Raw genomic sequence first — 19,312 nt, 5'->3', positions numbered from 1 at the left:
GCAAAACGATGCAGCGCATGGGCATGGTGATCGGCCTGCAGCCGGAAAAGGTGGCGGAATACAAGGCGCTGCATGCGGCGGTCTGGCCGGAGATCCTGTCACTGATCTCCGAATGCAACATCACCAACTATTCCATCTTCCTCAAGGAGCCGGAAAACCTGCTGTTCGGTTATTGGGAATATGTCGGCAGCGATTTCGAGGCCGACATGGCCAGGATGGCGGCCAGCTCGAAGAACCAGGAATGGTGGTCGGTCTGCATGCCCTGCCAGAAGCCGCTCGAGACCCGCAGGCAAGGCGAGTGGTGGGCGATGATGGAGGAGGTTTTTCATCATGGTTGAGAGTTTCGATCCCAAATCCCTGCAGCAATGGTGGCCGAAGCCTGCGACGCCGCGCCCGATCGTCATCTTCGGCGCCGGTTCTATCGTCGGCGACGCGCACCTGCCGGCATACAAGAAGGCAGGCTTCCCGGTCGCCGGCATCTACGACCCGAACCGCGAAAAGGCCGAAGCCTTGGCGAGCCAGTGGGGCGTCCGCGCCTTCGCCTCGCAGGAGGAGGCCGTTGCGGTCGAGAATGCGATTTTCGACCTAGCGACGCCGCCGGCCGCGCATGTCTCCATCCTGAAATTGCTGCCGAAGGGTTCCTTCGCGCTGATCCAGAAGCCGATGGGCAGCGATCTCGCCGGTGCGACCGAGATCCTCAAAATCTGCCGCGAGCGCGACATCCAGGCCGCCGTCAATTTCCAGCTCCGATTTGCGCCGATGATGCTGGCTTTGAAGGATGCCGTGGCAAAAGGCCTGCTTGGCGAAGTCGTCGATTTCGACGCCTGGCTGGCTTTGGCGACGCCGTGGGGGCTTTGGTCCTTCCTCAAGGGCCTGCCGCGCATCGAGATCGCCATGCACTCGATCCATTATCTCGATTTCATCCGCGGCCTGCTCGGCAATCCGCTCGGCGTGCATGCCAAGACGCTCGGTCATCCAAACCACGACGTGGCGCAGACGCGCACCGCCGCGATCCTCGATTACGGCGACAAGGTCCGCTGCGTCGTCTCGGTCAATCACGACCATGATTTCGGCCGAAAATTCCAGGCCTGCGAATTCCGTATCAGCGGCACCGAGGGCGCGGCCTACGTCAAGCTCGGCGTCAATCTCGATTATCCGCGCGGTGAGCCGGATGAGTTGTGGATACGCCCTGCCGGCGGTCAAGACTGGGTGCAGGTGCCGCTCGAAGGCGCCTGGTTCCCGGATGCCTTCGAAAACCGCATGGCGAACCTGCAGCGGTTCGCCACCGGCGAGGACGAGTTACTGATCGGCTCCGTCGAGGATGCCTGGCAGACCATGGCGCTTGTCGAGGCCGCTTATGAATCCTGCGCCAGCCCGGCAACGCCGCTGGCCAAACTTCCGGAGGCCTGAGACATGGCGGAACAGACCATCCACTACGAAGACTATGAGCTCGGTCACGAGCGCACCACCACCGGCCGCACCATCACCGAGACGGATTTTGTTGTGCATGCCGGCCATACGGGCGATTTTTTCCCGCATCACATGGATGCCGAATTCGCCAAGACGCTGCCCGGCGGCCAGCGCATCGCCCACGGCACGATGATTTTTTCGATCGGCGTCGGCCTGACGGCATCGCTGATCAACCCCGTGGCATTTTCTTATGGGTACGACCGGCTTCGCTTCATCCGTCCCGTCCATATCGGTGATACGATCCGCACGCGCGTCACCATCTCGGCCAAGGAGGACGATCCGAAACGGCCGGAGATGGGCCGCGTCGTCGAACGTTGCGAAGTGCTCAATCAGCGAAATGAAGTCGTTCTGGCGGCGGATCACATCCTGCTCGTCGAGCGCAAACAGAAGTGAAGGATGAAACCATGACGGACTATCTGGTAGGCAAGACCGTGCTGATCACCGCGGCCGCACAGGGCATCGGCCGCGCCTCGGCGCTGGCTTTTGCCAAGGCGGGCGCGAAGGTCGTCGCGACCGACATCAACATGGACCTGCTTAATGAACTGGCGAGCGAAAACGTCGTCGTCAAGAAACTCAACGTGCTCGACGACGATGCCGTCAAGGCGCTGGTGGCCGAAATCGGTGCCGTCGATGTGCTGTTCAATTGCGCCGGTGTCGTTCATGGCGGCAATATCCTGGAGATGCCGGACAAGGATCTCGAATTCGCCTTCGACCTCAACGTCAAGGCCCAGATCCGCCTGATCCGCGCCGTGCTGCCGGGCATGCTGGAACGCAAGGACGGTGCCATCGTCAATATGGCTTCCGTCGCCTCCAGCGTGAAGGGCGTGGCGAACCGCTTCGCGTACGGCGTCACCAAGGCGGCCGTCATCGGCCTCACCAAAGCGATTGCCGCCGACTACGTGGCGCAGGGCATCCGTTGCAACGCCATTTGCCCAGGCACGGTCGAAAGCCCGTCGCTGCAGGAGCGACTGCGTGCGCAGGGTGACTACGAAGCGACCCGCGCCGCCTTCGTCGCCCGTCAGCCGATTGGCCGCATTGGGACACCGGAGGAAATCGCCGATCTCGCCGTCTATCTTGCCGGCGCCACCTATACGACCGGCCAAGCCTACGCCATTGACGGCGGCTGGACCATCTGAGCAAGCCCATAACCCCATCTGCGGCCGTTTGCAGGGAGCGACGGCGATAGGCCGCCGTCCCTCCGATTTCTAGAGGTTACCATGACCCGCATTACCGACCTTCGCGTCTTCGACCTGCGCTTCCCCACATCCCAGAGCCTCGACGGCTCGGATGCCATGAATCCGGATCCGGATTATTCGGCCGCCTATGTCATCCTCGATACCGACAAGCCGGGCCTGACCGGCCACGGCCTGACCTTCACCATCGGCCGCGGCAACGACATCTGCTGCATGGCGATCGAGGCGATGCGCCATCTGGTCGTCGGCACCGAGCTTGCCACGGTGCTGGAGAATCCCGGCAAATACTGGCGCCATCTCACCGGCGACAGCCAGTTGCGCTGGATCGGCCCGGACAAGGGCGCCATGCACCTGGCCACCGGCGCTGTCGTCAACGCCGTCTGGGACCTGCTCGCCAAGGAAGCCGGCAAGCCGGTCTGGCGCCTGATCGGCGACATGAGCCCGGAGCAGATCGCCGATATCGTCGATTACCGCTACCTCACCGACGTGCTGACCCGTGACGACGCGCTTGCCATCCTCAAGAAGGCCGAGGCCGGCAAGGCCGGGCGCATCGCCACGCTGGAGAAGGAAGGCTACGCCTGCTACACGACCTCGGCCGGCTGGCTGGGTTACGACGACGACAAGCTGCGCCGCCTGTGCCAGGAAGCCATCGACGCCGGCTTCAATCACGTCAAGATGAAGGTCGGCCGCGACCTGGAAGACGATATCCGCCGCCTGACCATCGCCCGCGAGGTCATCGGTCCGGATCGTTACCTGATGATCGATGCCAACCAGGTCTGGGAGGTCGACCAGGCGATCGACTGGGTGAAGAAGCTTTCCTTCTGCAAGCCGTTCTTCATCGAGGAGCCGACGAGCCCCGACGACGTCGCCGGCCATCGCAAGATCCGCCAGGCGATCGGCCCGGTGAAGGTCGCGACCGGCGAGATGTGCCAGAACCGCATCATGTTCAAGCAGTTCATCGCCGAAGGCGCCATCGACGTGGTGCAGATCGATTCGTGCCGCATGGGTGGCCTGAACGAGGTGCTGGCGGTGCTGCTGATCGCCGCGAAGTACAACCTGCCGGTCTGGCCGCATGCCGGCGGCGTCGGCCTCTGCGAATATGTGCAGCACCTGTCGATGATCGATTACATCGCCGTGTCCGGCACCAAGGAGGGCAGGGTCATCGAGTTCGTCGACCATCTGCACGAACATTTCGTCGACCCCTGCGTCATCCGGGACGCGGCCTACATGCCGCCGTCGCTGCCGGGCTTTTCCATCGAGATGAAGCCGCAATCGATTGCGGACTACACCTTCAAGGGGTGATGCTGCATCCTGCGCCCTGATCAAGTGAAAAGGCTCGTCGCATTGTTTGCGGCGGGCTTTTCGCTTTCCGGGAGTTCGGCGCGGCTGCCAATCCTCAGATAGGCTGCATCTTGCGCATGTCGCTCAGCTGCCGCTTCATGCGGTGGATGCGCGCCTGGTCTTCCGCCGGCCGGCGCATGGCGACGCTGGTGGAGAGGATGTCGATGACGACGAGGGCGGCGATGCGCGAGATCGTCGGCGTGTACATGTTGGTGTTTTCCAGCGTCTCGACGACCAGCGGCACGTCGCAATAGGAGGCGAGCGGCGAATCCGAGCCGGTCAGCCCGATCACCGAGGCACCGTTTTCACGGGCGATGCGGGCGATCTCGATGATCGAGCGCGTCGTGCCGGTATTGGAAATCATGAAGGCGACGTCGCCGGGGTTCATCATCGTCGCCACCATCACCTGCTGGTGCGAATCGAGCTGCGCGCCACAGGGCACGCCGAACAGCGGGAATTTCTGCTGTGCGTCGCGGGCGACGATGCCGGAGGCGCCGAACCCGAAGAATTCGATCGAACGGGCGGCGGCCAGGATGTCGATCGCCTTGTGCAGCGCCGCCTTGTCGAGGCGGGAGCGCGCCCAGTCGAGGCTGGTCATCGTATAGTCGAAGATCTTTTCCGCCACGACTTCCGGCTCGTCGGTGTCGAGCAGCACGGAATGGGTCGCCGGCGTGCCGAGCGCCAGGCTCTGGGCCAGCCGGATCTTGAAATCCTGGAAACCGTTGCAGCCGATGGCGGTCGAAAACCGCAGCACGGTCGGCTGGCTGACCTCGGCGAGCGCCGCAGTTTCGCCGACGGTGGCGTTGAGGATGCGGCGCGGGTCTTCCAAGACGACGTCGGCGACCTTGCGGTCCGACTTGCGCAGCTCGGGCCGCAGCGTCCGGATGACCTCGATGATGTTGCGGTTGGGATTTCGGATATCCGCTCGCGTATCCGTGTCCATGCTCATGCCTTGCTGTTCCCCGTCGCGCCGACGCTTTTGCGCTCAACCTAGAGGCCGGCCCATTCGAAAGCAATCGCTTCGCGGGCGCGGTGCACAACCGGAGAGAGGCTTGAGCGGGCAGCCGCGTCGATCTCTTCCGGTGCGGCGGTGTTGAAGTCGAAGAGCCCGTAGTGATGGGCGATCATCGCCGAGGCGCCAACAGCGCCGGCGAGCGTTATCGCCTCGTCGAGATCAAAATTGCCGGGTACGCCGTTTTGCGAAAGCTCCGGCCGGCGGCCGTTGACCGGCAGCAGGGCGATATCCGGTTCCAGCGCGGCGACTTCCTGTTCGAGGTCATCGAAAGGAATGCAGTCGCCGGAATGCCAGATCCGGCAGCCATCGGCGGCGATGAGATAACCGAGGAAGCGGTGGTCGCCGTGTTCGTCCGTCTCCAGCGTTTCGTGCGCCGCGCGGGTGGCGGTAACGGCGAGGCCGGGGTCGACCTCCAGCACCTCGCCGGCACCGAGCAGGTCGAGCCGGTCCGCCGCGATGCCGCTGCGTTCCAGCGCCTGGGTCCGCATTGCCCGTGGGGCGACCAGGCGCGCTTGCGGATTGGCGGCCAGCAGCGGTTTCAGCGTCCCCGGATCCATATGGTCGGTGTGGGCGTGGGTGCAGAGCACCCCGTCGACGGCCCCGATTTCCGCGACGCTGACCGGCGGCGGCATCATGCGCACATGCGGCCGTGCCGTGCCCTTGTATTTTTCGGCCAGGCTATCGGAAAGGTAAGGGTCGATCACCAGCCGCTTCCCGGCGATGTCGATGACGAAGCCGGCCTGGCCGAGCCAGTAGAGCGTCGGCCGTTCGGCGATGCCCGCCTGAAGCCGGCGGGCAAGGGGGCCCTCGAAGGGCGTTTCGATCAGGCCGCGCATGGCCACGCTCACGCCTGCAGGGCGGCAAGCAGGTTGTTGGCGGCGATCTTTGTGGCGCGATCGACGCTTTCGGCGGTGAAGCCGCCGATATGGCTGGTGGCGATCACCCGGCGGTTGGTCGCAAGCCTCAGGTCGACCGGCGGTTCCGGCTCGAAGACATCGGTGGCGTAGCAGGCGATCTGGCCGGCATCGAGCGCTTCAAGCAGCGCTTCCTCGTCGATGAGCCGGGCGCGGGCGGTATTGATCAGCACCAGGCCTGGCTTTGCGGCAAACAGCCGCTCGCGGGTGAACAGCGCCGAACCGTCGCGCGGCATCGGGCAATGCAGCGAGATCACCTCCGCCTCGGCGACGATCTCGTCGATCTCGGCATAAGAGAAGGAGGCGCCGGGCAGGTCGAGGTTGGGGCGCATCGGATCGTAAGCGATGACTTTCGCACCCAGCGCGACGACCATGCGGGCGACTTCGCGGCCGATGGCGCCGCAGCCGATGATGCCGACGGTGCGGCCGTGAATTTCCAGGCCGCGGGTGCGCGGCCAGCCGCCGGCCTTGATGCCGGCATCGGCAGCCGGGATGGCGCGCATGGCGCTGAACAGCAGGCCGATCGTCAGCTCCGCGACACCCATGGAATTGGCGCCTTCGGCGATCATGATCTTGACGCCGCGTTGCTGCAGGATCTCGACCGGCAGGTTATCGACGCCGACGCCGTTGCGGCTGATGACCTTGAGGTTGCTGGCCGCCTCGACGATCTTCGGCGTCACCGGCTCGACGCCGGCAAGCCAGCCGACGCAGCCGGGCACGAGCGACAGAAGCTCGTCTTCCGTCGGCATGGCGCCGGGCGTCGAATAGACGATTTCGTAGCCGCTGTCCTTCAGGCGCTCGACATCCGGATGCGGTTCGGCGGTCAGCGAGCGGGGGGTGACGAGGATGCGCTGGTTCATCTGGCTTATCTCCCGGCTGCCTTCAGGGCGATTTCGGAAATCTTGTCGAAGGATGGGCCGGAGGTCGGGATGTCGATGTGGAAGACTTCGGCGATCACCTGCGTCCAGCCGTGCAGGAAATAGGTCCAGCCGTCGACGATCTGCAGGTCGCGTTCGACCTGCTGGTCGCGTGCCTGGTCGAGGAAGATCAGGTCGCCGCGATAATTGAGGTCCCAGACGACCGCCTTTTTCGGGAAGACGCAGGCGTTGGAGAGCGGCGAACCCGGCGCATCCTTGCCGAGCCCGGTGGCGTTGATGACCAGCGAGCCGGGCTTCAGCGTCGGCAGCACGGCGTCGTTGTCTTCCGGCTTCGGCGCCAGCACGTATTCGATCGGCACGTCGGTCGCCACTTCGGCATGGATGCGGCGGATCTCGTCGAGGCGATGCTGGCTGCGGTTGGAGACGACGATGCGGCCCGGCACGTTGTCGCCGCGCGAGCGGCGCATCAGGTGCCATGTAAGCGCGATGGTCGAGCCGCCGGCGCCCATGGAGAACAGGTCGGCGCCGGTTTCGGCGAAATAGTTTTCGCCGAGGAAACCGTCGATGGAGAGGCCGGACGAAATCGGGTCCTTGGCATGGCAGATGAGCTTGCCGTCGATCTTCGAGATGCAGCTCGTCTCGTCCATCAGCCGCGCATGCGGGTCGATGACGTCGAACATGTCCTTGCAGGCGGCGAAGAGGTCGATCTTGTGCGTCGTCACCAGCGCGCCCATCGACATCGGATCGTCGCGGATGAAGGCGACGGCCTCGCGATAGGCGGCCGGGTCGTCATGGAGCTTGAAGTCCATGCCCTTGATGACCGCGTCCTTGAGGCCGAGATACTCGGCCCAGGCCGGAAACACCTTCATGATCGAGCTTTTGCCCGTGGTGACGCCGATGAAATAGAGGGTCGGCTTCGTTGCCGGTTCGTACTTGCTCACGCGCGTTTCTCCAGCGCTTCCCTGGCGGCCTTGACGGCGCCCGCGGCATTTTTGGCGATCTCGGCGAAGCGGCCTTCGCGAATGTCTTCGGTCTTAGCGATCCAGGTGCCGCCGACGGCAACCACCTGCTTGATCGCCAGCCATTCGCCGATCGTGCCTTCGGTGACGCCGCCGGTGGGGATGAAACGCACGCCGAGATGGGCGAAGGGAGCGGCAATGCCGGCAAGCGCCTTTGGGCCTCCGGCGACGCCGGCGGGGAAGAACTTCGCCAGCCGCACGCCGCGCGCCGTCGCCTGCGTCAGGTCGGTCGGCGTCATGATGCCCGGGCAGAAGGGCAGGCCGGCGGCCTTGGCGGCATCGACGATTTCAGGATCGTAACCCGGCGCCAGGCCGAAGCGGGCGCCGGAATCGACGGCGCGCTTCAGGTTGTCCTTGTCGAGGATGGTGCCGGCGCCGATGCACAGTTCCGGCCGGGCATCGCGGATGGCGGCCAGCACGTCGGCTGCGGCGGCCGTGCGAAACGTGATTTCGGCGACCGGCAGGCCGCCTTCCAGCAGTGCGTCGGCCAGCGGCACGGCGTCGGAGGCTTTTTCGATGGCGATGACGGGCACGACGCCCAGGCTGGCGATAAGGTCGATCGGATTGTCCATGATCCCTTGTCCTTCGATTTGGAGCGGTGCTTCGATCAGGCGTATTGTTTCATCAGGGCCACGACCGTTTCCGGCCGGCGCGGCTTGTAGGCGGGGTTGTCGATCAGCGCCCAGCCGCCGCCGTCCTTGGCGACCACGCGGTGGCGCATGCCGTTGGACGCTTCGATGATGCCATAATCCTGGCCGCTGTCGGAGGGGTAGGCGAAGACCATGACAAGGTCCTCGTCGCCGACATTGATCGAGCGGTGGATCCAGAAGGGCGGCACGTAACATATGGTCTGCGGGCCGATCTCGACGATGCGCGTTTCGCCATCAGGCGATTCCAGTTGCATCAGGCCATGGCCCTTCTGGCCGTAATAGATCTCGGGACGGTCGGCCTTGGCATGGATATGGCCGCGGGTCAGGAAAAATTCACGGCCGACGCGGCCGGGATTCATGCGGGTGACACCGTAGATAAGGTCGCCGCTGTGATTGCCCGGGCGAAAATCCTCGACGTCGTAGACGACCGGGTCGGCCAGTTTCTCCACGAGGGCCTGGTGGGCGGCGGCGTCTTCATAGAGGCCGGCGAGATCGCTCAAGCGCTTCTCGTAGCGTCCGGTGTTTCCGCTCATGCCGCCGGTCTCAGGGCTGACGACGCTGGTGACGGGTTCTCGCAACATTGGATCCTCCATGTTTGTAGTGAAATTACATAAATAATCGTCCAAATACAATCAAGCGGAAAATTTAGGCGTAAAATTACGAAAACGAGCAGGGTTTTGATGAAAAAATATGTTGACGCGGAAAAATACGGTAATTACGCTACATATCAGCCATACAGAAGCTGGCTCGAATGACGCATTCCCCTGTGGAGGAGAAAATCATGACTTTCGTAAAGCGCACTGCCCTCAAGCTTGGCCTCGCCGCCGCCGTTTCGCTCGCAGCCCTTTCGGCTGCCCAGGCTGCCGATTGCAAGATCGGCATCTCCATGAAGACGCTCGATGCGCCCTATTTCGCCGCGCAGGAAGTTTCCGCCAAGAAGCAGGCTGAATCGCTCGGTTGCGAAGTTCTGTCTTCGGACGCGCAGAACGACCTGAACAAGCAGATCGCCGACGTCGAAGACATGGTCGCCCAGGGCATCGGCGCCCTGATCATCAACCCGCGCGACAGCAAGGGCCTGGTCGGTGCCGTCAACGCCGCGACCGCCGCCGGCGTCAAGGTGTTCGTGATCGACTCGACCATCGACCCGCAGGCGAACTTCGTCACGCTCGTGCAGTCCTCCAACAGCCAGAACGGCCTGCTCGTCGGCCAGTATCTTGCCGACATCACCAAGGGCAAGGATCTGAAGATCGCCCTGCTGTCCGGCGACAAGGGCAATGAAGTCGGCCAGGAGCGCCGCCTCGGCGTGCTCGCCGGCCTGCTCGAAGGCCAGCTGCGCAACGAAGGCCGCGCCCGTTTCGAAGTCGTCGGCCAGGGCTGGGGCCTCTGGGGCCATGAAGGCGGCCTGAAGGCCATGGAAGACCTGCTGGTCGCCAATCCGGATATCAACGTCGTGCTCGGCGAAAACGACTCGATGGTTCTCGGCGCCAAGATGGCGCTCGAACAGGCCGGCCGCCTCGAAGGCGTCACGCTGATCGCTGCCGCCGACGGCCAGAAGGAAGCGCTGGCGATGATCAAGGAAGGCTCCTACGCCGCGACCGGCCTGAACGATCCGGCGCTGGTTGCCGCGACCGCCGTCGACCTCGCCAAGAAGGCGATCGACGGTTCGCTGCCGGCCGACATCTCCAAGATCACCTACACGACGCCGACGGCGATCACCAAGGACAATGTCGACACCTACTACAAGGCTGACGCCGTATTCTAAGACCGGTTCCTCCCTGCGGTCGGCATCGCCTCCGGGCATGCCGGCCGTTCACCGGATCAAGAGGGAATCACGGGCGCCGGACGGTTGACGCAACTGTCTGGCCGTCCGCGTTGAAACGGTCCGCCATGCTTTTCCAGGACGTCGTCTCATGGATCAACTCGTAGAACTGACAGGCATTCGCAAGAATTTCGGTGGCGTGAAGGCGCTGCAGGGCGTCGATTTCGGACTTCGCCCCGGCGAGGTGCATGCGCTGCTCGGCGAAAACGGCGCCGGCAAGTCGACGCTGATGCGCGTTCTCGGCGGCGAATACGTGCCGGAAGCCGGCACGGTGAAGGTCGGCGGTGATGTCCAGCATTTCCGCCGCCCGTCCGATGCGCTCGAAAAAGGCATTGCCATCATCCACCAGGAAATGGCGCTGGCGACCGATCTGACGGTGGCCGAGAACATCTTCCTCTCCGAAATTCCCTCGATCATCTCCTGGTCGGACCTGAACCGCCGTGCCCGCGAGCTGATCACCAGCCTCGGCTTCAACATCAATCCGGGCGAGACCGTCTCCGAACTGTCGGTCGCCCACCAGCAGGTGGTCGAGATCGCCAAGGCGCTGTCGCGCAATGCCCGCGTCATGGTGTTCGACGAGCCGACCGCGGTGCTCTCGGTGCAGGATGCGGAGCGGCTGCTCGGCATCATCCGCTCGCTGCGCGATCGCGGCGTCGGCGTCATCTACATCTCCCACCGCCTCGACGAGGTGTTCCGCATCGCCGACCGCATCACCGTCATGAAGGACGGCGCTTCGGTGCAGACGGTCGAGCGCTCCGCGGTGGAGATCGACGACGTCATCCGCATGATGGTCGGCCGGTCGCTGAAGGCGCTGTTCGGCGAGGATGTCGCCCGCACGCCCGGCGACGAGGTGCTGCGCGTCGAAAAACTGTCCGACGGCAACCGCGTCAAGGGCGTGTCGCTTTCCGTGCGCGCCGGTGAGATCATCGGGCTCGGCGGCCTCGTCGGCGCCGGCCGGACCGAGCTGGTGCGGCTGATCTTCGGCGCCGAGCAGGCGAAGTCGGGCCAGATCTTCATCCACGGCAAGCCGGTGAAGATCCGCACGCCGGTGGATGCCGTCAATGCCGGCATCGGCCTCGTGCCGGAAAGCCGCAAGGAGCAGGGGCTGATCCTCGACTTCCCCATCCGCGTCAACGCGACGATGGCGAAGCTGACGCCGCTCGTCAACCTCTTCGGCTTCATCCGCCGCGCGGCGGAAAAGGCGACCGTTTCCGATCTCGCCGCCAAGCTGCGCCTGAAGGCCGGCAGCCTCAACGACCCGGCCTCCAGCCTGTCGGGCGGCAACCAGCAGAAGGTGGTGCTGGCCAAGTGGTTCCATGCCGATGGCGACATCCTGATCTTCGACGAGCCGACCCGCGGCGTCGATGTCGGCGCCAAGACGGAGATCTACTCGCTGATCAAGTCGCTGGCGGCCGAGGGCCGTGCCGTGCTCGTCATCTCCTCCGAGCACCTGGAGCTGTTCGGCCTCTGCGACCGCATCCTCATCATGCGCGAAGGCCAGCTGACGGGTTCGCTGGAGCCCGAGGACTATACCGAAGAAAAACTGTTGAAGCTGGCCATGGTCGCGCCCAAGGCCCAGCCCCAGACCGTCTCCAACCATTGATCGGGTTATCGCCGTGACCGAATTGACCGAAACACCCCGCCGCTCCCTGAATGTTGGCCAGATCCTGCAGCGTTACGGCACCATCGCCATCCTCGTTGCACTGGTGATCGTCGCGACCTCGATGTCGAACGTCTTCCTCACGGAGCGCAACCTGCTCAACGTCCTGCGCCAGATTTCCGGCACCAGCCTGATGGCGGTCGGCATGCTCTTCGTCATTCTGACGCGCGGCATCGATCTTTCCGTCGGTTCGGTCGCCGCCCTCGGCAGCGTGCTTTCGGCCCTTTTGGTGGCGCAGTACGGACCGGGTGTCTCGATGCTGGCGGCACTTGTGGTCGGCGGTATCTGTGGTCTCGTTTCCGGCGTCCTCGTCGCCTTCCTGAAACTGCCGCCTTTCGTCACGACGCTGGCGATGATGACGGTGGCGCGTGGCCTCGCCTTCATTGTCTCTGCCGGCCAGCCGATCATGGTCGGCGAGCCGGGTGCGGTGATCACCGCCTTCGGCGCCGGTTTCTTCGCCGGACTTCCCTATCCGGTCATTCTGATGGCTGTCGTCTTCCTGGTTGCCGGTGCGGTGCTGGTGTTCACGCGCTATGGCCGCCTGGTCAAGGCGATCGGCTCGAACGTCGAGGCGGTGCGCCTGTCCGGTATTCCGGTCGCCTGGTACACCATGTCGGTCTACGTTATTTCAGGCGTTCTGGCTGCCGGCGCCGGCATCGTCTCCACCAGCCGCACGGGTGTCGGCTCCGCCAATATCGGCGTCGGTGCCGAGCTCGATGCCATCGCTGCCGTCGTCATCGGCGGCGCCAGCCTGATGGGCGGCCGCGGCGGTGTTTTCAACACCTTCATCGGCGTGATTGTGCTTGGCATCATCGCCAATATGATGAACCTTGCGCGCGTTCCGGGTTACCATCAGCAGGTCTTCATGGGCTGCATCATTGTCGGCGCCATGCTGCTGCAATATGCATCCAACTGGTTCCGGAAGTAACCGAGCGCAAATCCAAGACAGGGCATGACCATGGCCGACGATCTTTTCCTGGCAATCGATGTGGGCACCGGCAGCGTTCGCGCCGCGCTGGTGGACGTGAAGGGGAAGATCCTGTCGATCGCCGTCCGCGAGCACGAGCAGATCGTGCCGCAGTTCGGCTGGTCGGAACAGCGGCCGGCGGACTGGTGGCAGGGTGTCGCGGCGGCGATCCGCGAGGTCCTGGAGACCGCGCCGGACGCCCGCTCGCGCATCTCGGCTGTCTCAGCCTGCGGCCAGATGCACGGGACGGTGCTGGTCGACGGCAACGGCGTGCTGACGCGCGAGACGGCGCCGCTCTGGAACGACAAGCGCACGGTCGACTACGTTACGGCTTTCGAGCGGGCGCATGCGCCGGCGGAATACCTGGCCGAAAGCGCCAATCCGCCGACACCGGCCTGGCCGGGCTTCAAGCTGCAATGGCTGCGCGACAACGACCCGTCCGCCTATGCGCGCACCGCCGCGGTGCTGATGCCGAAGGACTACATCAACCTGAAGCTGACCGGCGAGATCGCCATGGACCGCACCGACGGCGGTGCCAGCTTCCTGATGAACCCGCAGACCGGCGAATGGTCGGACAAAATGGTCGGCCTGCTTGGCCTCGACAAAAGCAAGCTCGCGCCGCTGCGCGATCCGGTCGAAATCCTCGGGCATGTGACGGAGGCCGCCGCCCTGGAGACGGGGCTGCGCGCCGGCACGCCGGTGCTGGTCGGCGGCGCCGATTATCCGGTAGCTCTGCTTGGCTCGGGTGTCTGCCGTCCGGGCATCGGCTCGGAAGTGATGGGGACCTCGGCGATCATCACGGCGATTGCCGAAAAGCCGCTGCTCGATCCGTCCGTATCGAACGTCGGCACGGTGGAAGGCAACTGGGGCGCCTTCATGCTGCTCGAATCCGGCGGCGATGCGATGCGCTGGGCGCGCCGCGCCTTCCACGAAAAGCAGCTGTCTTATGCCGATATCGTTGCGAAGGCGGCGGAAGCGCCCGCTGGCTCCGACCGCCTGTTCTTCATGCCTTACCTTGTCGGCGAGCGGCTGGGCGACCATCGCAACGCCCGTGCGCAGTTCTTCGGTATCGGCGCCGGCCATGGCCTGGCGCACATGCACCGCGCCGTGCTGGAAGGCGTGGCCTTCGCGGTGAAGCGGCACATCAATATCCTCGACGGCATCTCGGGTTCCAGGCTGGAGCGCGTCATCGCTTCGGGTGGCGGCGCCAAGACGAAGCTGTGGATGACGATCAAGGCCAGCGTCTACAACATCCCGATCCTCGTTCCGCAAGAGGCGGAATGCGGCATCGTCGGCTGCGCCGCCATGGCGGCAGCGGCGACCGGCCGTTTCTCCAGAGTCGAGGATGCAGCCGACGCTTACGTTTCCTTTGCCGAAGAAATCCGCCCCGATCCGCGCTGGGTGGACGTTTATGCCAAGATGCAGCCTTTCTTCGAGAAACTTTATGCGCATAGTCAGGCGCTCTACAACGATCTCGATGGAATGGCATCATGACACGCAAGGCAGTCCTGTTCGACATGGACGGAACGCTCGTCGACAGCGAGGAAACGCATTACGAGACAATGGCGGCAGCCGTGGTCGAGCACGGTTATTCGGTGCCGCCGGGTTTCGCCAAGGCGATCACCGGCATGACGATGGCCGATTGCCACGCCTATCTCGTCAAGCTCATCGGCCTGCATCTCAGCCTCGATGATTTCGTCGCGGCGAAATACGCCCATTACCTGCGCCAGGCGCCGGGCCTGAAAATGCGTCCGGGTGCACGCGCGGCCATCGATCTCCTGCGGGCGCGCGGTGCGGAGATGGCGATCGTCTCCAATTCCGACCGCATGCTCGCCGACGCCAACCTGCGTGCCGTCGGCCTGCAATGGCCTGATCTCATCACCGTGACGCGCAACGACGTGCGCCTGGGCAAGCCGCATGCGGAACCCTATCTGCGCGCCGCCTATCTGCTCGATCTGAAGCCGCAGGATTGCATTGTCGTCGAAGACAGCGCGCCGGGCGCCAGGGCCGGTCTTGCCGCCGGCATGCGCGTCATCGCCTGGCCGGAAAAGCACCGGCCGGACATCGTTTTCCCCGAGGGCGTGGTGATGGCCGATCCCGACGACATCACGCCGGTGCTCGCCGCCTGTCTTTCCGAAACATTCGTGCCGCAACTTTAAACCATCCAAGGAGGAGGCCGTTTCCGTGTATCTCGATCGTTTCAAACTCAACGGCAGGATTGCCGTGGTGACGGGAGCCGCGCAGGGCATCGGCCTGGCGACCGTCGAGGCGCTGGCCGAAGCCGGCGCCACCGTCGTTTTGACCGACATGAAGGCGGAACAGCTGAAAGCATCCGCCGATGCCATGCGGGAAAAGGGTTACACCGTCGATAGCGAGGTGCTCGACGTCACCGATCCCGCCGCCGTGCAGGCCGCGCACGATGCGATCGTCGCCCGCCATGGCCGCGTCGATATCCTCGTCAACAATGCCGGCATCGCCATTTCCAACCGTCCGGCGGAAACCATGGACGACGAGGTCTGGAACAAGGTCATCGACGTCAACCTGAACGGCGTCTTCTGGTGCTGCCGCTCCTTCGGCAAGAGCATGCTGGAGCGCGGCTCGGGCTCGATCGTCAATGTCGGCTCGATGTCCGGCGTCATCGTCAACCGTCCACAGGAGCAGGCCAACTACAACGCCTCGAAGGCGGCCGTGCATCATCTGACCAAGTCGCTGGCTGCTGAATGGGCCGCCCGCGGCGTGCGCGTCAACTCCGTGGCGCCGACCTACATCGAGACGGAACTGACGAAATACGTCTACGACGATCCGGAAATGTTCAAATACTGGGTCGGCAGCACGCCGATGCAGCGCATGGGCCGCACCGATGAAATCGCCTCGGTCATTCTTTTCCTTGCCAGCGATGCCGCAAGCCTGATGACCGGCTCGATCGTTCTGGCCGACGGGGGTTACATATGCTGGTGAATGCAGTTGCTGCCGGCGCCATGCGTGGTGCGCGGTTCCCGGGTCGGTACATCCAGGGTGCAGGCGTCATTTCGGTGCTGGGCAAGGAAGCCGGCGGATACGGTCGCAAGGCGACCGTTCTCTTGGACAACGGCGTCTTCGATTTCCTCAAGCCGGAGGTCGAAAAATCCTTCGTGGGCGGCATCGAAGCCGAGATCATCCGCCATGGCGGTGAATGCTCGCGCGAGGCTGTCGATGCGCTCGTGGCGGCCGCCAGGGCCTTTGGCGCCGAAGTGATGGTCAGCGCCGGCGGCGGCAAGGCGCTGGATACGGCGAAGGCGGCGGCTTTCGAACTGAAGCTGCCGATCATCATCGTACCGACGATCGCCGCTTCGGACGCGCCCTGCAGCGCGCTTGCGGTGATCTACAAGCCGGACGGCAAGGTCGACTACGATCTTTTCCTGCCAAGCAACCCCAATCTCGTGCTGGTCGATACGGCGCTGATCGCCAGGGCGCCGGCACGGTTTCTCGCAGCCGGCATCGGCGATGCGCTGGCGACGTATTACGAGGCCGAATCCTGCCGTCGCAGCGGCGCCTCCAACTGCATGAAGATGCCGGGCGTCAGCCTGGCCTTCGAAGTTGCCCGCTTCTGCCGCGACACGATCTTCGAATTCGGCGCGGCAGCCCTTTCGGAGAACGACGCCAGGACGGCAGGCAATGCCTTCGAACGGGTGGTCGAGGCCAATATCCTGCTCTCCGGCATCGGTTTCGAATCCGGCGGCGTGGCGGCGGCGCATGCCATCCATCACGGGCTCTGCGAACTCGACGACGTGCATCATCATCTCCACGGCGAGAAGGTGGCGATCGGCGTTCTGGCCGGCCTCAGGCTGCATGGGCTGGACGAGGAGTTCGAGAAGGTCAGGGCCTTCTGCGCGTCCGTCCGCCTGCCGACGAAGCTTGCCGATATCGGCATTGCCGAGGTGACGGAAGAAAAGCTGGCGATCGTCGCCAGGCGCGCCTGCCGCCCCGGCGAGATCATCCACAACGAGCCGATGCCGATCACCGAAGACATGGTGATCAAGGCTTTGCGGACGCTCATCTGAGCGTCCGTTTCCGGGCGCTTCCCGGCGACATGGAAGCGCTCCCCATTTTTGTTTTACCAATCCATTCGGGAGGAAGAGATGAAGGAAGTCGAGGCTTTCAAGTCCGGTCTTTTTGCGGGAAAAGTGGTCGTCGTTTCCGGCGGCACCAGCGGCATCGGCCTGTCGCTCGCCAAGGGGTTTGCCGAGGCCGGTGCCAAGGTGATCGCCACCGGCAGTTCCGAGGCGCGGCTTTCCGCCGCCAAGGGGTCCGAAGCCGCCAATCTCAGCTTCCGCCGGCTTGACGTACGCGACGGCACCGCCGTCTCCGCCTTCTTCGACGAACTGGATCGTCTCGACGTGCTGGTCAATTGCCAGGGCGTGGCGCGGCCGGATGCGGAGTGGAACGAAGAGACGTTCCTGGATGTCATGGACATCAACCTGAACAGTGCCATGCGCCTGTCGCGCGCCGCCTTTCCGCTGCTGAAGGTCAGCCGCGGCAGCATCGTCAACTTCGCGTCGATGCTGAGCTACCTCGCCGATGAGACCGTGCCCTCCTACACCGCCAGCAAGACCGGCATCGTCGGCCTGACACGGGCGCTCGCCCACAAATACGGCCGTGACGGCGTGCGTGTGAACGCCATCGCGCCCGGCTATCACCGCACGGAGATGACCAAGGCCCTCTGGTCGGTGCCGGAAAGCGAAGCGAAGATTTCCGAGCGCTCCGCCGTCAAGCGCTGGGGCACGACAGAGGATCTGGTCGGTCCGGTCCTCTTCCTGGCCTCGCCGGCCGCGGAATTCGTCACCGGCATCACGCTGCCGGTCGATGGCGGCTATCACGTCGGCTGACGGTTTGGACCCATTCGATTCCTGTAAATATGATTACAAACTTATTTGCAGGAATCGAAACTGAAAGAATATTGACATCGCCTCCGGGCAGGCACTAGGCTCCGGTCGAATGGTCGGCGGCGAAATTTTGGTCATGCCCAATCCGTCGGCACGTCACCCATGGATGCGAGGAGAGAGCCATGTCCGATGCCGTCATCAAAACCGTTCAGGATGAGATCGAGAAGGATCGCGACTGGGTCATCGACCTGACGCAAAAGATGGTGCGCACGCCATCGGTCAATCCGAAATTCCATGTCGACGCGGCGCAGAACCGCGAGGCCGACGTGCAGGCGCTGCTGGATCCCATCCTCAGAGAGGAAGGTTGCAGGACGGAGCAGTGGGATGTCTTTCCCGGCCGCCCGAACCTGGTGGCCGACAAGGCCGGCGACGAGGACCGTAGCCTGATCCTTTGCGGCCATATCGACGTCGTGCCGGTGGGCGACCCGCGGCGCTGGAACGTCGATCCCTTCGGCGGCGAAATCAAGGATGGCCGGCTGTACGGCCGCGGTGCCATCGACATGAAGAGCGGCGTCGCCGCATGCATCGCCGCTTCGCGGGCGATCCGCCGCGCCGGCATCGATCTTGTCGGCCGCCTGTCGATCCACACCGTGGTCGATGAAGAAGCTGGTGGTTTCGGCGCCATGGATGCGGTCAAGCGCGGCAAGCTCGCCAAGGCCGTTCTCGTGGCGGAGCCCACATGGGGCGACGTGCTGCCGGCCGAAGGCGGCCTCGAATGGGCGCGGGTAACGATCCGCGGCCGCAACGCCCATTCCGCCTGGCGCTACAACGAGATCTATCCGCAGCGCGACGAACCGGGCCGTCTGGAGCCGGGCATGAACGCCATCGAGCTGGCCGCGCGCTTCATCCAGGCGCTGCGCAACTACGAGCTCGACCGCACCCGCGCCCGCTCGCATCCGCTCCTGCCGGTCGGCATGAACACCATCAACATCGGCGTCATCCATGGCGGCGCCGGCCTCGGCACCAACGGCCTGCCGATCACCATGACCAACCCGGCGATCATTCCCGATACGGCCGTCATCGACCTCGACATGAAGTTCCTGCCCTCTGAAACCTCAGCCGAATACCGCAAGGATTTCGAGGCCTTCGTCCATCATTTCGCCCAGACGGACGCCTGGCTGCGCGCCCATCCGCCGACGATCGAATGGGAACTCGGCGGCCTGTATTTCCCGCCGCTCAACACCTCCGTCGATCATCCGCTGGTGCAGTCGCTGGTCCGGCAGAAGTCGAAGATCGGCAAGGCGCCCGACATCAAGGGTTTCGTCGCCGTCTGCGATGCGGCGCATTATGCCGGTGCCGGCATGGACGGCGTGATCTACGGCCCGGCCGGTGACGGCTTCCATGGCGAGGACGAATATGTCGATATCGAGTCGCTGGTCGAGACCACCAAGGTCATCGCCGCCAGCGTCATCGAGTGGTGCGGGGTGCGGTAGTGGCACCCTAGTCAAAATGGCGGGCATTGCT

Annotated in this window: 20 protein-coding genes; 14 read left to right on the top strand and 6 right to left on the bottom strand. The window is 64.1% G+C overall.

Features of this window, described 5'->3' with window-relative positions; genetic code table 11:
• Positions 1-8: 8 nt before the first annotated feature.
• From DEM27_RS07890 to DEM27_RS07870, 5 genes are all read left to right on the top strand, one after another.
• Positions 9-338 carry an L-rhamnose mutarotase gene (locus DEM27_RS07890; RefSeq protein WP_109457634.1) on the top strand — a complete coding sequence of 110 codons (330 nt, stop codon included), beginning with the start codon at positions 9-11 and terminating at the stop codon, positions 336-338.
• Positions 331-1,410 (top strand): Gfo/Idh/MocA family protein, encoded by a 1,080-nt coding sequence (locus tag DEM27_RS07885; protein ID WP_109457633.1) that lies wholly within the window; start codon positions 331-333, stop codon positions 1,408-1,410. The genes DEM27_RS07890 and DEM27_RS07885 overlap by 8 nt, the downstream gene beginning before the upstream one ends.
• A 3-nt stretch (positions 1,411-1,413) precedes the next feature.
• On the top strand, positions 1,414-1,863 hold the full coding sequence (locus tag DEM27_RS07880; protein WP_109457632.1) for a MaoC family dehydratase: 450 nt from the start codon (positions 1,414-1,416) through the stop codon (positions 1,861-1,863).
• Between the two features lie 11 nt (positions 1,864-1,874).
• Positions 1,875-2,606 (top strand): SDR family oxidoreductase, encoded by a 732-nt coding sequence (locus tag DEM27_RS07875; protein ID WP_109457725.1) that lies wholly within the window; start codon positions 1,875-1,877, stop codon positions 2,604-2,606.
• 81 nt (positions 2,607-2,687) lie between these two features.
• Positions 2,688-3,965, top strand: a complete 1,278-nt coding sequence (locus DEM27_RS07870; RefSeq protein WP_109457631.1) for an L-fuconate dehydratase — start codon at positions 2,688-2,690, stop codon at positions 3,963-3,965.
• A 94-nt stretch (positions 3,966-4,059) separates the two neighbouring features.
• Here DEM27_RS07870 and DEM27_RS07865 read toward each other — a convergent pair whose 3' ends face one another.
• Genes DEM27_RS07865 through DEM27_RS07840 form a run of 6 tightly spaced genes read right to left on the bottom strand, consistent with a single transcriptional unit; the run spans position 4,060 to position 9,061 of the window.
• Positions 4,060-4,953 carry an SIS domain-containing protein gene (locus DEM27_RS07865; protein WP_245445710.1) on the bottom strand — a complete coding sequence of 298 codons (894 nt, stop codon included), beginning with the start codon at positions 4,951-4,953 and terminating at the stop codon, positions 4,060-4,062.
• Between the two features lie 41 nt (positions 4,954-4,994).
• Positions 4,995-5,855, bottom strand: a complete 861-nt coding sequence (locus DEM27_RS07860) for an MBL fold metallo-hydrolase (protein WP_109457630.1) — start codon at positions 5,853-5,855, stop codon at positions 4,995-4,997.
• A gap of 8 nt (positions 5,856-5,863) precedes the next feature.
• Positions 5,864-6,793, bottom strand: coding sequence for a phosphoglycerate dehydrogenase (locus tag DEM27_RS07855; protein WP_109457629.1), 930 nt, complete (start codon positions 6,791-6,793; stop codon positions 5,864-5,866).
• Positions 6,794-6,798: 5 nt separating this feature from the next.
• A complete protein-coding gene (locus tag DEM27_RS07850) occupies positions 6,799-7,752 on the bottom strand; it encodes a shikimate dehydrogenase family protein (RefSeq protein ID WP_109457628.1) in 954 nt (317 codons plus the stop codon).
• Entirely contained in the window at positions 7,749-8,402 is a 654-nt protein-coding gene (gene eda, locus DEM27_RS07845; protein WP_109457627.1) for a bifunctional 4-hydroxy-2-oxoglutarate aldolase/2-dehydro-3-deoxy-phosphogluconate aldolase, read from the bottom strand. The genes DEM27_RS07850 and eda overlap by 4 nt, the downstream gene beginning before the upstream one ends.
• A 35-nt stretch (positions 8,403-8,437) precedes the next feature.
• Positions 8,438-9,061 carry a glucose-6-phosphate isomerase gene (locus DEM27_RS07840; RefSeq protein WP_109457626.1) on the bottom strand — a complete coding sequence of 208 codons (624 nt, stop codon included), beginning with the start codon at positions 9,059-9,061 and terminating at the stop codon, positions 8,438-8,440.
• A gap of 200 nt (positions 9,062-9,261) precedes the next feature.
• On the opposite strand from DEM27_RS07840, the gene DEM27_RS07835 reads away from it, so the two are divergent.
• The 9 genes from DEM27_RS07835 to DEM27_RS07795 all read left to right on the top strand — a co-directional run bounded on the left by DEM27_RS07835 (position 9,262) and on the right by DEM27_RS07795 (position 19,281).
• A complete protein-coding gene (locus DEM27_RS07835) occupies positions 9,262-10,242 on the top strand; it encodes a substrate-binding domain-containing protein (RefSeq protein ID WP_109457625.1) in 981 nt (326 codons plus the stop codon).
• Positions 10,243-10,390: 148 nt separating this feature from the next.
• Positions 10,391-11,902, top strand: a complete 1,512-nt coding sequence (locus DEM27_RS07830) for a sugar ABC transporter ATP-binding protein (protein ID WP_109457624.1) — start codon at positions 10,391-10,393, stop codon at positions 11,900-11,902.
• 22 nt (positions 11,903-11,924) lie between these two features.
• Complete coding sequence (locus DEM27_RS07825; RefSeq protein WP_420028805.1) at positions 11,925-12,887, top strand: ABC transporter permease; 963 nt, start codon at positions 11,925-11,927, stop codon at positions 12,885-12,887.
• Positions 12,888-12,917: 30 nt separating this feature from the next.
• Positions 12,918-14,420 carry a xylulokinase gene (locus DEM27_RS07820; RefSeq protein WP_109457722.1) on the top strand — a complete coding sequence of 501 codons (1,503 nt, stop codon included), beginning with the start codon at positions 12,918-12,920 and terminating at the stop codon, positions 14,418-14,420.
• A complete protein-coding gene (locus DEM27_RS07815; protein WP_109457623.1) occupies positions 14,417-15,085 on the top strand; it encodes an HAD family hydrolase in 669 nt (222 codons plus the stop codon). Before DEM27_RS07820 ends, DEM27_RS07815 begins: the two co-directional genes overlap by 4 nt.
• Positions 15,086-15,110: 25 nt before the next feature.
• A complete protein-coding gene (locus DEM27_RS07810) occupies positions 15,111-15,884 on the top strand; it encodes an SDR family NAD(P)-dependent oxidoreductase (RefSeq protein WP_109457622.1) in 774 nt (257 codons plus the stop codon).
• Positions 15,875-16,966 carry a glycerol dehydrogenase gene (locus DEM27_RS07805; protein WP_109457621.1) on the top strand — a complete coding sequence of 364 codons (1,092 nt, stop codon included), beginning with the start codon at positions 15,875-15,877 and terminating at the stop codon, positions 16,964-16,966. The genes DEM27_RS07810 and DEM27_RS07805 overlap by 10 nt, the downstream gene beginning before the upstream one ends.
• Positions 16,967-17,044: 78 nt before the next feature.
• Positions 17,045-17,791, top strand: a complete 747-nt coding sequence (locus tag DEM27_RS07800) for an SDR family NAD(P)-dependent oxidoreductase (RefSeq protein WP_109457620.1) — start codon at positions 17,045-17,047, stop codon at positions 17,789-17,791.
• 179 nt (positions 17,792-17,970) lie between these two features.
• Positions 17,971-19,281 carry a M20 family metallopeptidase gene (locus DEM27_RS07795; RefSeq protein ID WP_109457619.1) on the top strand — a complete coding sequence of 437 codons (1,311 nt, stop codon included), beginning with the start codon at positions 17,971-17,973 and terminating at the stop codon, positions 19,279-19,281.
• Positions 19,282-19,312: the final 31 nt, after the last annotated feature.

This window comes from Rhizobium album (assembly GCF_003122325.1).
In the GTDB taxonomy this organism is placed as follows: Bacteria; Pseudomonadota; Alphaproteobacteria; order Rhizobiales; family Rhizobiaceae; genus Metarhizobium; species Metarhizobium album.
Note: the sequence above shows the minus strand (reverse complement) of the source record. Positions and strands in the feature narration are given on the sequence as shown.

Coding starts and splice junctions, on each gene's coding strand:
- DEM27_RS07890 (WP_109457634.1), top strand. CDS start 9: ATGCAGCGCATGGGCATGGTGATCGGCCTGCAGCCGGAAAAGGTGGCG.
- DEM27_RS07885 (WP_109457633.1), top strand. CDS start 331: ATGGTTGAGAGTTTCGATCCCAAATCCCTGCAGCAATGGTGGCCGAAG.
- DEM27_RS07880 (WP_109457632.1), top strand. CDS start 1,414: ATGGCGGAACAGACCATCCACTACGAAGACTATGAGCTCGGTCACGAG.
- DEM27_RS07875 (WP_109457725.1), top strand. CDS start 1,875: ATGACGGACTATCTGGTAGGCAAGACCGTGCTGATCACCGCGGCCGCA.
- DEM27_RS07870 (WP_109457631.1), top strand. CDS start 2,688: ATGACCCGCATTACCGACCTTCGCGTCTTCGACCTGCGCTTCCCCACA.
- DEM27_RS07865 (WP_245445710.1), bottom strand. CDS start 4,953: ATGAGCATGGACACGGATACGCGAGCGGATATCCGAAATCCCAACCGC.
- DEM27_RS07860 (WP_109457630.1), bottom strand. CDS start 5,855: ATGCGCGGCCTGATCGAAACGCCCTTCGAGGGCCCCCTTGCCCGCCGG.
- DEM27_RS07855 (WP_109457629.1), bottom strand. CDS start 6,793: ATGAACCAGCGCATCCTCGTCACCCCCCGCTCGCTGACCGCCGAACCG.
- eda (WP_109457627.1), bottom strand. CDS start 8,402: ATGGACAATCCGATCGACCTTATCGCCAGCCTGGGCGTCGTGCCCGTC.
- DEM27_RS07840 (WP_109457626.1), bottom strand. CDS start 9,061: ATGTTGCGAGAACCCGTCACCAGCGTCGTCAGCCCTGAGACCGGCGGC.
- DEM27_RS07835 (WP_109457625.1), top strand. CDS start 9,262: ATGACTTTCGTAAAGCGCACTGCCCTCAAGCTTGGCCTCGCCGCCGCC.
- DEM27_RS07830 (WP_109457624.1), top strand. CDS start 10,391: ATGGATCAACTCGTAGAACTGACAGGCATTCGCAAGAATTTCGGTGGC.
- DEM27_RS07820 (WP_109457722.1), top strand. CDS start 12,918: ATGGCCGACGATCTTTTCCTGGCAATCGATGTGGGCACCGGCAGCGTT.
- DEM27_RS07815 (WP_109457623.1), top strand. CDS start 14,417: ATGACACGCAAGGCAGTCCTGTTCGACATGGACGGAACGCTCGTCGAC.
- DEM27_RS07805 (WP_109457621.1), top strand. CDS start 15,875: ATGCTGGTGAATGCAGTTGCTGCCGGCGCCATGCGTGGTGCGCGGTTC.
- DEM27_RS07800 (WP_109457620.1), top strand. CDS start 17,045: ATGAAGGAAGTCGAGGCTTTCAAGTCCGGTCTTTTTGCGGGAAAAGTG.
- DEM27_RS07795 (WP_109457619.1), top strand. CDS start 17,971: ATGTCCGATGCCGTCATCAAAACCGTTCAGGATGAGATCGAGAAGGAT.